Source organism: Paenibacillus sp. FSL H7-0350, from assembly GCF_038593195.1.
In the GTDB taxonomy this organism is placed as follows: Bacteria; Bacillota; Bacilli; order Paenibacillales; family Paenibacillaceae; genus Paenibacillus_AQ.
Genome location: NZ_CP151972.1, coordinates 6,347,890 through 6,360,833, shown reverse-complemented (window position 1 = coordinate 6,360,833; position 12,944 = coordinate 6,347,890). Strand labels below are relative to the sequence as shown.

Here is a 12,944-nt window from a genome sequence, read left to right as displayed (position 1 = left end):
AGGGGGCGGCCCATGGCGAAGCTAAACGGGAATGACGAAGATATACAGTACATCTGCAAGCTGATCTACGAAGCTTACCGGGTCCCGGTCTTGCGGCTGGATGAAACGGCTGCGCCCCGTCTAGCCCTGGCACCGGCTGCACTTAACCGCCCTTCCGTCCAGGGAACGGGTGGCCTGCCGGTTGAGGTGGTGGAGCTTGTCCGGGGACGCAGCGGGGCGGCAGGACGGAATGCTGAAGAGGATGGGACGCTTAGCGCGGAGGCAGACGGAACGGCTGCTGCGGCCGCCCCCGCGTTACCGCATCTGCACACAACCGGCTTCCTGGAGAGTTTCATTATTCTCCTGCTTCCCGGTACAGGCGGTGCCATCGTCATCGGCCCGGCGCTGAACGCACCTGTTACCGGTGATAACGCAGCCAGCCTGCTGCGCGACCACAACATCCCGCCTGGACAGCAGGCAAGCTGGCTGGAGTATTACGGCAGCTTGCCTGTGATCAGCCTGACGCGCTGGTATCACGAGGCGCTGCTGCTCTACACGCTTGTCACCGGGCAGGCGATGTCCGTAACGGAGCTGCTGCTGGCGGCGGGTACGCTGGCGGAACCGCTGCATCCGGCGGACGACAGCCCGGATCTGGACTTGTCCTACCGCCGCGAGCATACATGGCTGCACCATGACCCGATGCAGGAACGCGAAATGTTCCGCCATATTACGAACGGGGACAAGGCGGGGCTGCTGCGGACCCATGCTTCTTTTGCCGAAGAGAGCTACGGAAGGTTGTCCCGTAAAAGCCAGCTGCGCAGCAAAAAAAATCTCGCCGTCTCCTCCATCACGCTGGCGACCCGTGCGGCGATTGAAGGCGGACTGTTCTGGGAGGCTGCTTATACCCTCAGTGATTTCCATATCCAGCATATTGAGGAGCTTCGCGATATTCCGGCGGTAGACAGCGCCATGCTGGCCGCTCTATGCGACTTCGCCGATCAGGTAGAGGGCAGCCGCAGCGCAAGACATTCCCGCATCTCCGACCGGTGCCGGAATTATATATACAATCATCTGTATGAGGAGCTTCCGCTCGGCAGACTGGCTGAATACGCCGGAATGAGCGCCAGTTACTTGTCCCAGCTGTTCAAAAAAGAAACCGGCACCGCCATCAGCGACTACATCCAGCAACAGCGGGTCGAAGAAGCCAAGCGGCTGATCCAGCTGCCCGGTATCACGCTATCGGATATCGCTACCCGTCTGCATTTTAACGACCAGAGCTATTTTACCAAGGTATTCAAGAAGTATACCGGCCTCACCCCGAGACAATTCAAACAGCATTCCAGGTAGTTTCCAGAATTATGGTATGATTCAGCTATGGGGCAATCCTACATTTGGTTAAAGGAGAGGTTCTGCATGATGGGAAGCTTATTATTCGCAGGAGCAGTTATCTTCGTTGCGGTCATTGCTATTAATCGCAGTAATCGTAATGCGCGGTACAACAATTACGGCAATAGAACCCGTTCTCACTCTGGAGATCATTATTTCATCACAGGTACCGGGGCCGATGCGGGCAGCTACAACGAAAACAGCCCCCACAAAATCCATCCAGGCACGGACGGGCACAGCGGCGCCAGCCATCATCATGGTCATCACCAAGGGAATCATTCACATGATCATAACCATAACCATGGAGGCAGTCACTGGGATAACGGCAGCCACGGAGGCTGGGACAGCGGCGGTCACGGTGGACATGGAGGCGGCGATTCTGGCGGCGGAGATTCTGGCGGTGGCGGAGACTAATAGTTAAAATTGTGGAGCCTCCCGGACTCCCAGAAAGCAGCAGTTTGGGAGGCTCCTGTGCTGAGTATGATTACGGTGAACGCTTGCTACGATTAGATTATATGCTCGCTACTACAGTAGTTGGATTTTCTCCACTTGCTCATATAAGAATATCCCCTGCCACAACAACAGTTGGAAAAATTACACTTAAATAAACATATGCCACCCAAAGATGCCGAAACCAACATAATTAAATTACGTTTTTCCACTTATTTCCCTATAACCATCATAAATAGCTAAATTAAGATACACTTTTTCACTTATTTCCTCTCGAAATGGAAGTCATGTGCGCTTCCAATACTCATTACCGCTAAACACCCACTTTCAGCTAAACCAAAGGGATTTATCCCTCTCATTTCCGGCTTTCGCCAACTTTCAACTAAATCAAAGGGATTTATCCCTTTCATTCCCGTCTATCGCCCACTTTCCACCTCTCCCCCACCAGCACGCCGGACCACTGGGCGGGGTAGGGGCTAACACTCTTGGCCCCCCTATCCCTACATAGCAAAGACACCAGCCTCCGAAGAGTCTGGTGTCTTGCGTACACACTGGTGTCTTTTATCATCATCTGATGTCCAAGCGAATATGCCAGCGCCCACACGATACTACTTCAACCGCAACCTTCTCTACTTCGCAGGAGAGAGAGTAATCGTGAAGGTTTTATCGAACGGGGTCACGAGGTTCACTTGCACGGTTTTGTAGCTCTTAGGCAGGCCGGGTTCCGGGGCTGTTCTGCCGAGATGCGCCATTTCGCCGCCCGTCAGATCGATCCAGTCTCCGCCATAGGCGTACCGGAGCTGTCCTCCGCTCCATTGGAAGTTGTCCTCGTCCAGCGTCTGCAGCTCACCTGAAGTGAAGTTGCCTTCCCAGCCAAATTTGAAGGACAATTGCGCCAGGACCTGGGCAGGCTCCGCGCAGTGCAGCCGGATCGTCCAGCCCGTCTCTGTACGGTGTACCTCTGTCTCCACAGACAACGTCTGTTCATGGGTCAGCGGACGGCTCTGATGCGGCAAAAGATACCACGGACTGACAGCCGTACCCGCTTCCAGCGGGAGAAGTGCTCCCTCCACCGGACCGTAGTAGCCCTTCTTCTGCACGCCCTTCAGCAGATAGCCCTCAGGCAGCCGGGTCATCTCCTGCATCGGCACGAATCCGGGATTGAAGCTGGTATGCAGCTGAACGGCCAGAAGTCTTACAGCACCGTGGCGCATCGCGAAGAACGATGGCGTCTCTGTGATCAGCGTCACGCTGGTCGCCCCGTCTCTAAGCCGTGCTACAGGCGCCCCGAAGTCGGTATGCAGCCGGCTGTGGTAGATCTTCCCCTGGTGACCCGCCGACTCCATTCTTTGCAGATAGCCGTCCCGCAGGAAATCATCGTTCAGGATTTGCTCATACTGCACAGGCAGCTCGGCTGTAACCTCCGGCGGCTGCTGCAGCTCCGGCTCCAACAGCATCCGTACCAGGGCGTTCACCGAGCAGACGCCCGGATTAGACAAGGAGCGTCCAGCCCATTCTGCCATACCGGCCAGCACGGCATCCTTGTCCGAACGGGCAAGAATCGCATACGGCAGATAATAAGGAGACAGATCGTGGAGCACCCCCAGATCCTGCCGCCCGGAATAATCGGTCACGACTTCGCCGGACGGGTGAACAAGGTAGACCATCATGTGCAGGTTCCGGCGCACCGGTTCCAGCAGCTCCGGCTTATTCAGCAGCCGGGCGGCATGAATCAGCATAATATCACTTACGGCGCTGTAGATGCCGTTGCTCCGCTCGGTCCATTCCCCGTCCGGTGTTATATCCATTCCTTCCGCCAGCCATTCATCCGCCCGCTGCCGGGCCTCTTCTCTGCCGAACAGCTCATAGAGAAACCCAAGTGCCGCGCACATTACCCAGCGGTGATTCGGAGTATGGACCCCGCCCGTAAGCATAACGGGGAGGGACTGCTCCAGGAACAGGAGCATGTTGTCCAGCACCGGCTGAAGCGGCGGCCACTCCTGCTTTGCCAGCAGCTGATATAACTGCGCGTAGCCGACCACAACGAAGGCCGTATCCGGCGGCGAATGATAATTCGTCCAGCCCGGGGAGATCGAACCGTCCTGATGCTGGAAGCGCAGTACGAACTCCGTTGCCAGCTTCAGCCGCTCCAGCAGCTCCTCATCCCGGTAATACCGGGAATCCGGGTTCACCAGCGCCGCACCCCAATAACACATGTCCGTCGGGGTGCCGGTGGTGTGATTCACCCAGGCAATCCCCGTATGGGGATCAAGGGTGCCTCCATAATACAGGTTGCTCTGATCCAGCACCTGCCGGGGAATTCCCTCTTCTACTGCTCTGTCATTACTTTCCACCAGTTGCTTATACATTGCGCTTCCTCCTTGCGGATATCTCGGAACTCCCGAAGCTCTCGCCAAATCAGCCTTCTGCCCTATCCCCTGCGCGCCAGCTTGGCTGTAAGCAGACGGTGACTCTCATGAATCTCTTCCGGACGGCAGGCAGCCTTCAGCTCATACACCTTGACCTGTGCCCGCTCAATCATCGGCAGATAGGCATCGTAGAAATCCGGATCTCCGCTGTTCACATAAGGGCACCAGTGGTCGGCAAGGCCGATTGTCTCATGAATATGGACACCGACAATATCATTCATCAGCCCTTCCATTTCCCCTATACTGTCATACAGGCCCAGACGGTCCATCAGAATAGCGTGGCCCGTGTCGTACCAGATGCCGACAGGCGCTCCTTTTAACGCATTGATTATCGTCTTGGCTTCTGCAAGCGTTGGAATCTGCTGCGGCTTGGAGCGGGTCTCGATGCCGAAGCGGATATTCAGCCCCTTGGAAACCGCGCGGTTACACACCTCGTCCAGACTCTCAATAATGGTCTGCACATAGCCTGCACTGTACGCTTCACGCCGCTCCATCAACTCCGCCCACTTGCTGCGGTAAGCTGCCGAATCCCTGCCCTGCCCCTCGTAGATCTGCTCCAGCTCCCCGGAGATATCATACGGGAACGGTACCTCGCCCGGATGCACTACCACGGCTTCGCCGCCGTAACGCTGAGCGTATTCTGCCGAGCGGACCAGCAGGTCTATTGCCCGCTTCCGTTTCTCCTTGTCCTCGAAGCCCAACAGGACCGAATCCGTGCCATAGTCAGGGTCCGGGACATGGGGGAACGTATTATGAACGCTCGATATGCCGATCTCCCCGCGTTCAATCATCGGCTCGATGGTAACCAGCATTTCCTCCGTCACATTATAATTCAGCTCTACCCTGCGGAATCCCAGCTCCCGGATCTCATTAAGCAATCCATCACCTGTAGTATGACGTCTCATGTTCCAGCAGGTTGAGAATGAAAACTCTCCCTTATCCATCTTCTCTGTCTCTCCTCTCGCTGTACCGCAGTGTCGTTAGTTAGCCCTTCACAGCTCCTAGCATAACACCACTGACGAAATATTTCTGCAGCCAAGGATAGACGACCAGAATCGGTACCGTTGCGAAGACGACAGTGGCGGCCTTGAGGCTCTCTGCCGGCAGCTTAGTGCGGGCCGCCCCCTCCAGGTTCGTCAGCTCAGTGATCATATTGTTCTGAACCATCTGGAAGAGCTTCAGCTGAAGCGGATACAAATCGGGATTATTGATGTACATCAGGGAATCCTGGAATCCGTTCCAGCGTCCCACCGCATAGAAGAGCGCGAGTGTAGCCATAACCGGCATGGATAACGGCAGGACGATTTTCAGCAGGGTGCGGATATGTGAGCTGCCGTCAATCTCGGCCGATTCTTCCAGACTCGGCGGAATGCTGCGGAAGAAGGAGATCAGGATAATCAAGTTGAACGGGCTGACCAGACCGGGCAGAATCAGCGACCATACAGAATCGATCATATGCAGATCACGGATCAGCAGGTATTCAGGAATAATACCGCCGCTGAAGAACATGGTGATGATAATGAGGTACATGAACATAGTACGGCCCTTCAGCTTGCTTTTGGTCAGCGGGTAAGCAGCTGCAACGGTGAACAGCATACATAATACCGTAGTCGCAATCGTCAGGATAATGGTGAAGATCAGCGAGCGGATCATCGCATTGTCGGTGAAGACCTGCACATACGCCTTCCAGTTGATCTCAATCGGGAAAATCGTAACTTCCCCGGAAGTGATAGCCCGCGTGGAGCTGAGGGACACTGCAATAACGTGTACAAACGGAGCCAGGCAGAACAGCACGAACAGTGCAATAAAGGTAACGTTAACGATATCGAATATCCGGTTAGAGGTACGTTCACTCATCGTACTCCGCCTCCTTTCTGTATAATCATAGAATGCCGTCGCCGGTCACTTTTTTCGATATATAATTGGAACCAAGGATGAACACCAGTCCAACCACCGCCTGGAACAATCCAACTACAGTCGCCAGCGTATACTGGCCTGATTCCAGACCAATCCGGTATACGAAGGTACTAAGCACATCGGAGTATTCGCGCACTGCCGTATTCCCGATGATGTAAGGACGATCGAAGCCGATGCTGACCATTTTACCCAGGTTGAGAATCAGCAGGGTAATAATGGTTGGTTTGATACTGGGCAGCGTAATGTAGAAGATCTTCTTCATCCGGGTAGCCCCATCCACTTCAGCAGCCTCGAACAGCTCGCGGTTGACACCGGTAAGCGCCGCCAGATACAGGATGGTCCCCCAGCCGGCACTTTGCCAGACACCCGTGAACAGGTAAGTAATCAGCCATGGATTTTTTTCGGTCAAAAAAGGAATAGGGTTCAGCCCCATACTCTCCAGTACACCGTTCACCATACCGGATTGGTTGCCGAACAATTGATAGACGATCCCCCCGATAATCACCCAGGAAATGAAATGGGGAATGTAGAGGAGGGTCTGTGATATTTTTTTGAACCATACTGACTTCACTTCATAGAGCATAATGGCCAGAAAGATCGGGGCCGGGAAAGACACTACCAAATCCAGAAAATTCAACAAAAACGTATTGCGCAAACTGCTGTAAAACTCTTTCATGCCAAAGACCTCGCGGAACGCATCGAAGCCGATCCACTCACTGCCGTTGATGCCTTGGAACAGGTTGAAATCCTTAAAGGCAATCTGCACCCCGTACATCGGGCCGTAGCGGAAAATCAGGAAATACATAATGGGCAGTGAAAGCAGCGCGTATAGTTGCCAGTACCTTCTGATGTAAGACGCTTTGCTCAAGTTCCTCTCCTCCTATGGAGAAAAAACCGGGCAGAGCAGCATGCAAGCTCCCCCCGGTTTTCACTTTTTTTTAGTTTATTTGGCTGAAATCTCTGTAAGCGCCTGCTCCAGCTCCGCTTTCAGCTTGTCTCCGCCCAGAGACATGTAGTCCTTCATTTCCTGTTCGAAAATAGTATCGAATTGATCCGGCTTCGCCATCGCGGTCTTCACGATAATCACGTTAAGCTTGTCGCTGAGCGTAGTACCGTATTTTGATTCTGTTTCAATCGGCTTGCCGAAGACAATAGGACCCACAGTATCTGTGTTTGCAATATCAATAGATTGCTTCAGCGCCTCCTGGTTATTAGCAGGGAAGCCCATAATCCAGGCTTTCTCATTGGTGGCCTGATCGCCGAGGTTCTTACCGTTGGAGATAATCGCGGTGTCCCCGGAAGTGAACAGACGGTCTTGGAATTCCTGAGAAACATCAGCCTTAACTACCGGAATACCATCCACCATATCGTAGTTCTCGCCTTCAACGCCGTTGTAGATGTCAATCAGATTGTTGCCGGTTGCCATCCAGTCAAGGTATTTCACTGCTTCCACCGCACGCTTGCTGCTCTTAGGAATCATGATGTACATACCGTTCGAGGCATAGCGGGATTTGATATACTTATTGTCCACCTTGGCATTAGTGAGGACATCCACCGGCTGCAGCTTGCTGCCCGGTACATTCTTGTAGAGATTCTCCAGCGTACCGTCGGCATAGAACAGACTGTCCACATCCTCGGAGAAGAAGCCGACGTTGCCGTTCTGAATGTCCTTGGACACTTGGGCTTTGTCTTCATCCAGACTGAAGTCCTTGCTGACCAGTCCTTCATTGTAGAGCTTGTTGAGGAACTGTGCCGCATCCTTGAAGCCCTCATGCAGCGGCAGCTCGTAGCGCTGGCTGTAAGTAAGGTCGCCGCTGATCGGCTTGATGAAGGAGTAGATCAGCGTCTCCAGCTGAGCGGAGCCGAGAGACATGCCCATCGGAATGGTTTTGCTGCCAAGACCGGCCGGGTCCTTTTCTTTAAACGCTTTCAAAGTTGTGTAGAGCTCATCGGTGTTCTTCGGTACCGGCAGCCCCAGCTTATCCAGCCAGTCCTGGCGGATGTATGAAGTGTAGCGGCCTGTAATCGCCCGTTTACCCGGAATCGCAAACTGCTTACCGTCGAGCTGGCCGAAGGCCATTGTCTCATCACCAATGAATTTCTTCAGCGTCTGGCCGTGCTCGTCGAGTAGGGAACCCACATCGGTCAGCCCGCCCTGCTGGGCGTAACGGTAGAAGACACTGGAATCATAAGTGAAGACAATATCCGGCACATCCGTATTGCTGGCCATCAGTACGTTCAGCTTGGTCACTTCCTCTGAACGCTGCACCGGAACGAATTCTACATTGATATTATTTGGATCACCGAAATTTTTCTGAATCATTTGAGACATGAAGTTATTGGTAATGGTGTATTGCTTCGGCGTTTTACCGCGGTCGAAGATCTCTACCTTCAAGGTTACGCGTTCGGCGCTCTTCCCTGGTGCGTCTGTACCTCCGGCTGAGGAATTCGATTTACCGTCTGAGGAACAGCCTGCAAGCAGAGTAGCTCCCATTACTGCGGTCAAGCCGATGCCGATTGCCTTCTTCAGAACTCTTTGATTTACGTTCACTGTCATTGTTCCATCTCCCTCGCCTTAGCAGGCTATAATGGTGACTGCATGATACCCCCGAGCTTCACTGTGCCCGTACTATTAGTAATGTCCCGTTCAAGCCTGTATTCCCCTCAGTGTTCAAGGCTGCTTGTCGTTCCGGGATGACCACAGTATTCCATAACTTTCGGCGGTCTGACAATAAACCTGTTTCGGATGCGATAAAGTGCCTGAATTCGGACATCCGGTTTATCAGACCAACCATTTTCGTACAATAAACCGCTTTCATATCAGCAAAAACACAGGCCGCATCGCTATTCGCCCCCTCTTTTCAGAGGTTGGCAGAAAAGAGATGCGGCCTGGAGCTTACACGGTTGTAGCAGATGAATCCTATGCTTCACCGGCTAACGGAATTCCTTCCTTAGTGAAGCTTCCTCTAGTCCTGCGGCTCCAATCTGGAGGCTGCTTCGCGGCGTCTGGAAGAACGGTAATCGCCCGGCGTGATGCCGGCAATCCGCTTGAAGACTCTGCCAAACGAAATGGCATTCCCATACCCTACTTGAAGCGCGATATCCTGCAAGGAACAATCCGTATCCACCAGCAGCTGCTCGGCTTCCTTCATCCGCAGCTCGGTGAGGAAATCCACGAACTTCATTTTGAATTCAGTCTTGAACAGATAGCTGGCGTATTTGCCGGAGACCTGGAACCGGTCACTCAGATGCTTCAATGAAAGATCAGGATTGGTGAAATTCTCTTCGATATAATCCTTCATCTCATTGACCATGGCCCGGTAGCTCTTCGTTTCGCTGGCAGAGACATAGGTACGGAATAAATCGGTGACATATTCGAATAGAATGGCCTTCACTTCATGCAGCGCCTCGGCCTCTTCCAGCTGCTTCAGCCGGACTTCTGCATTCTCCGCCGACAGCTCGTCCTGCAGTTGCTCAGACATCACCGCCACTTCCCGGCTCAGCATCTGCAGCATAGCCTGGATCAGGGAACGGATATCCTCGTCCTTCAGGAAATCCTGTTCAAACGCCTCGAAAATCCGCTCCAGCTGCTCCCGCCACTGGCCGCTCGACATGCGGAAGTACTTCACGAATTCAGCGATCATCTGCAGGTATTTATACGTCTCAAGCAGCGGCTGGCGTGCTGCGCCGCTGCCTGCCAAGACGATATCCTCATGAATCAGCAGCTTGTGCTGCATCACATATTCGGCTGCCGCATAAGACTCCCGGATCATCCCCGGCCCGGCAGCGGCGGAGCCGATGCCGAAGCTAAGCGAGATCCGCAGATTCTGCTCAACCCACGAGCGGCAATCCTCGGCGAAGACCCGGATCTTGGCCTCCATCTCCTGATCGCTGCCGGTCACCAGGAACAGTATCGCTGCGCGTTCGGTTCCCACCCATTCTGCCCATCCCTGCAGCTCCGCATTCCGTGCCAATTCCTGGAATACATTCATCAGGGCAAACTTGAGCGTATTCTGATCCCCCCGGGTATACCGGTCCTCGAATACCTGCTCGTAGCGGTTAATCTCCCCAAGCACAACGATAAAGCGCGAGGAAGCATTCGCACCGGTAAGCGGAGACAGCTCCTCCAGCCGCCGGGTCACCTGCTCCAGCCGCTCGCTGTGCAGCAGATCGGTGAACAGCTTGCTGCGCTGCAGCAGCAGGTTCTCCCTGGTTTTGGTATCATAATCGGTCATATGGTTGATTAGATTCTCCAGCACACCGTCAATTAGCATCATCTCGTCCGGCCTGTCGGTTGACTGATCCATCGTGCGGATCTGATGACCCTCAATCCGGTTCATAATCACCTGGATCGGCTTATAATTTCGCCGGGTTACATAGATCAGATACAATACCGCACAGACCACGGTCCCCACCGCAATCGCTACCCAGAGATATGAGATCACAGAAACCCAGCTGAACAGATTACCCGTCTTGATTCCGCTCTCGAACATCCAGCCGTTTCTCTCCAGCTTAATTGTGTTCAGCAGCTTACCGTCAGCCGCACCTTCCGTATCGGAATGAGCCTGGTACACGGTGTTGCCATTGCCGTCCAGAATGGTCATGAACGAGAGCTGCTGGTTAACCATGCTGTCGATGAGCTGCTCCAAGGCACTCATTTTGATATTAATGACAAGCATCCCCCCGGAGCCGAAAGGAAGCGGCATTGCTTTATTGGTAGTCAGCACACGAATTTCTGTACGCTGGGACTGATCCGAATGATAATCCCTGACCGGTTGCCAGCCTTCCGGTACTGCCGGAGTCGAAGTCATGGCCCTGATCCAGTCCTCGTCGGCGAATCCCTCTAGCTCCTTCAGCCCCGTATCGGTTAGAACGCTTCCACTCACACGGTCATACAAATACACCGACTGGATATACGAGGATTCCTGTATCAGATTGCGCAGACTCTGGGCAACCGCATAGACAGTCCCCCTGTCAGGCTCCCCCTGATTATTGAAATAGAGCTTGTAGGCATCACTCCGCTCTACCGCATCCAGCACAGACAGCTCGGCTTCCTTGATCGTCCGGTCCACACTATCTCTGAGATAGCTGGCCGAGATGAGGTCTGCCTTCTTCGTCTCCGTCCGGGAGATATCATTAATAAACACAAAGGAGGCGAAGATCAGAATCGTCACCGTCAGCAGAAATATAGGGAAATAAGACAGCAGCAACCGGCGATACCAGGAACGGAACATTCGACAATCTCCTCCACAACAATCAGGATACCCGGCCACATCCGGCCGCTTCATACACACATCGTCCAAGGCTGCTCTGCGGCGGCTCTCCGACATCAGATCTATCTCAACTGCGGCAACTTGCCAAACGGACCGCCGTTCGAATTCCTGCCATTATAGCACATGCGCTTCCCCTCCAGCTAACCAGATAAAGTCATTCTACCCGCAGCCCCGTTCCCCGCCATTCTCCTGTGCTGGTACAGGCTGTAACTGCCTTCACAAACTTCCAGTAACTTACCTATTAATTACTTCAGCCGCTGCCCCGGCCACCACCCTGTAAACCGCTCCGGCTCAACAGGTGGATAATTATATCTTAATTATTCGATTTCTTATGAATATACCCAAGCAAGTGGAAAAACAGCATTTAATAGTATCGAGAGTGGCACTTTAGATGAAATGTGATTGGATTAAGTGCTGTTTTTCCAACTGCTGTTGTACAAAGGATTCATTTGTCCGGTAGCAGGTGGAGTAATTCCAACTAACTCCGCCCGTAGCTTCCACCTGATCTATGGATTTCATAAAAAAAACGGAGCGCGCACAGCCGCAGCTGTGCACCCCCGCATATTCCTGCCTTGCAGACATACAGGCTTCTACCCGGATTTCCTACAAACCGCTATGTTCCCGGATATACCGCCGCGCCTTGATCGCATATTCCAGCGGATCGGCCAGCGCCGGGTCCTGCTCCGCTTCGACAACGAACCATCCCGTATAGGGGGAGGCAGCCAGTTCGGCAAAAATCTCTCCGAACGCGATGCAGCCATCGCCCGGAACGGTGAAGGCTCCCGCTTTTACCGCCTGCAGGAAGCTAAGGTTCTCCGTCTTCACGCGCTGGACTACCTCCGGCCGGATGTCCTTCAGATGCACATGCTTAATTCGCGGCAGATGCTCACGCAGCACCTCCAGCGGATTCTCTCCGGAGAAGGCCAAATGCCCCGTATCGTATAGCAGCGACACTTCATTAGGATCTGTAAGCTCCATCAGCCGGGCAATCTCCGCTGCAGTCTGCACCCCGGTGCCCATGTGATGGTGATAGACCAGCGACATGCCCTTCTCGGCCGCCAGCCGCCCCAGTCCGCTAAGACCTGCGGCAAGCGCAGCCCAATCCGCCTCGGTAAATACCGGCTTGTCAGCGAACAGCGGCGTATCCATCTGTCCCTGAATGCTCCGGCCCTGCTCGGATACGACAATGACCTTGGCGCCCATCTCATGCAGGAAATCCCGGTGCGCACGGAAGGCTTCTGCTGTCTCCTCATACGGACGCACCGTCAGGAAGGCGCTGAACCAGGCACTGGCAATACTCAGACCGCGCAGTTCCAGTGCCCTATGCAAAAGCTCCGGGGAACGCGGATACTTGTTGCCCACCTCGCTGCCCTCATATCCGGCAAGCGCCATCTCGCTGATGCATTGCTCGAACGTATTGCCGCCCCCCAGCTCAGGCATATCATCATTCGTCCAGGCAATCGGAGCGATTGCCAGCCGGACGGCATTGTCTCTGAACATGCTCATGTTC

At 53.9% G+C, this 12,944-nt stretch carries 9 protein-coding genes; 2 read left to right on the top strand and 7 right to left on the bottom strand.

All coding sequences use genetic code 11. The features are described from left to right. Nucleotides 1-12 precede the first annotated feature (12 nt). Nucleotides 13-1,326 carry a helix-turn-helix domain-containing protein gene (locus NYE24_RS28600; RefSeq protein ID WP_342477234.1) on the top strand — a complete coding sequence of 438 codons (1,314 nt, stop codon included), beginning with the start codon at nt 13-15 and terminating at the stop codon, nt 1,324-1,326. 115 nt (nt 1,327-1,441) lie between these two features. Beyond that, nucleotides 1,442-1,786 carry a hypothetical protein gene (locus NYE24_RS28595; protein ID WP_342477233.1) on the top strand — a complete coding sequence of 115 codons (345 nt, stop codon included), beginning with the start codon at nt 1,442-1,444 and terminating at the stop codon, nt 1,784-1,786. Nucleotides 1,787-2,444: 658 nt separating this feature from the next. Here NYE24_RS28595 and NYE24_RS28590 read toward each other — a convergent pair. From NYE24_RS28590 to iolE, 7 genes are all read right to left on the bottom strand, one after another. Next, nucleotides 2,445-4,184, bottom strand: coding sequence for a hypothetical protein (locus NYE24_RS28590; protein WP_342477232.1), 1,740 nt, complete (start codon nt 4,182-4,184; stop codon nt 2,445-2,447). A gap of 62 nt (nt 4,185-4,246) precedes the next feature. After that, nucleotides 4,247-5,149, bottom strand: coding sequence for a TIM barrel protein (locus NYE24_RS28585; RefSeq protein ID WP_342477231.1), 903 nt, complete (start codon nt 5,147-5,149; stop codon nt 4,247-4,249). Between the two features lie 79 nt (nt 5,150-5,228). Then, nucleotides 5,229-6,101: a carbohydrate ABC transporter permease gene (locus NYE24_RS28580; RefSeq protein ID WP_036697866.1), complete on the bottom strand. Its 873-nt coding sequence runs from the start codon at nt 6,099-6,101 to the stop codon at nt 5,229-5,231. A 25-nt stretch (nt 6,102-6,126) separates the two neighbouring features. Then, nucleotides 6,127-6,966 (bottom strand): ABC transporter permease subunit, encoded by an 840-nt coding sequence (locus NYE24_RS28575; RefSeq protein WP_235218502.1) that lies wholly within the window; start codon nt 6,964-6,966, stop codon nt 6,127-6,129. 138 nt (nt 6,967-7,104) lie between these two features. Further along, nucleotides 7,105-8,718, bottom strand: a complete 1,614-nt coding sequence (locus NYE24_RS28570) for an extracellular solute-binding protein (RefSeq protein WP_076155445.1) — start codon at nt 8,716-8,718, stop codon at nt 7,105-7,107. 409 nt (nt 8,719-9,127) lie between these two features. After that, nucleotides 9,128-11,395, bottom strand: a complete 2,268-nt coding sequence (locus NYE24_RS28565; RefSeq protein ID WP_076155442.1) for a helix-turn-helix domain-containing protein — start codon at nt 11,393-11,395, stop codon at nt 9,128-9,130. Nucleotides 11,396-12,037: 642 nt separating this feature from the next. Next, entirely contained in the window at nt 12,038-12,934 is an 897-nt protein-coding gene (gene iolE, locus NYE24_RS28560) for a myo-inosose-2 dehydratase (protein ID WP_036697856.1), read from the bottom strand. Between the last annotated feature and the right edge of the window lie 10 nt (nt 12,935-12,944).

Excerpts from the sequence above, each read along its gene's own strand:
- iolE (WP_036697856.1), bottom strand. The coding sequence starts at position 12,934 with ATGTTCAGAGACAATGCCGTCCGGCTGGCAATCGCTCCGATTGCCTGG.
- NYE24_RS28565 (WP_076155442.1), bottom strand. The coding sequence starts at position 11,395 with ATGTTCCGTTCCTGGTATCGCCGGTTGCTGCTGTCTTATTTCCCTATA.
- NYE24_RS28600 (WP_342477234.1), top strand. The coding sequence starts at position 13 with ATGGCGAAGCTAAACGGGAATGACGAAGATATACAGTACATCTGCAAG.
- NYE24_RS28575 (WP_235218502.1), bottom strand. The coding sequence starts at position 6,966 with ATGTATTTCCTGATTTTCCGCTACGGCCCGATGTACGGGGTGCAGATT.
- NYE24_RS28580 (WP_036697866.1), bottom strand. The coding sequence starts at position 6,101 with ATGAGTGAACGTACCTCTAACCGGATATTCGATATCGTTAACGTTACC.
- NYE24_RS28590 (WP_342477232.1), bottom strand. The coding sequence starts at position 4,184 with ATGTATAAGCAACTGGTGGAAAGTAATGACAGAGCAGTAGAAGAGGGA.
- NYE24_RS28570 (WP_076155445.1), bottom strand. The coding sequence starts at position 8,718 with ATGACAGTGAACGTAAATCAAAGAGTTCTGAAGAAGGCAATCGGCATC.
- NYE24_RS28585 (WP_342477231.1), bottom strand. The coding sequence starts at position 5,149 with ATGAGACGTCATACTACAGGTGATGGATTGCTTAATGAGATCCGGGAG.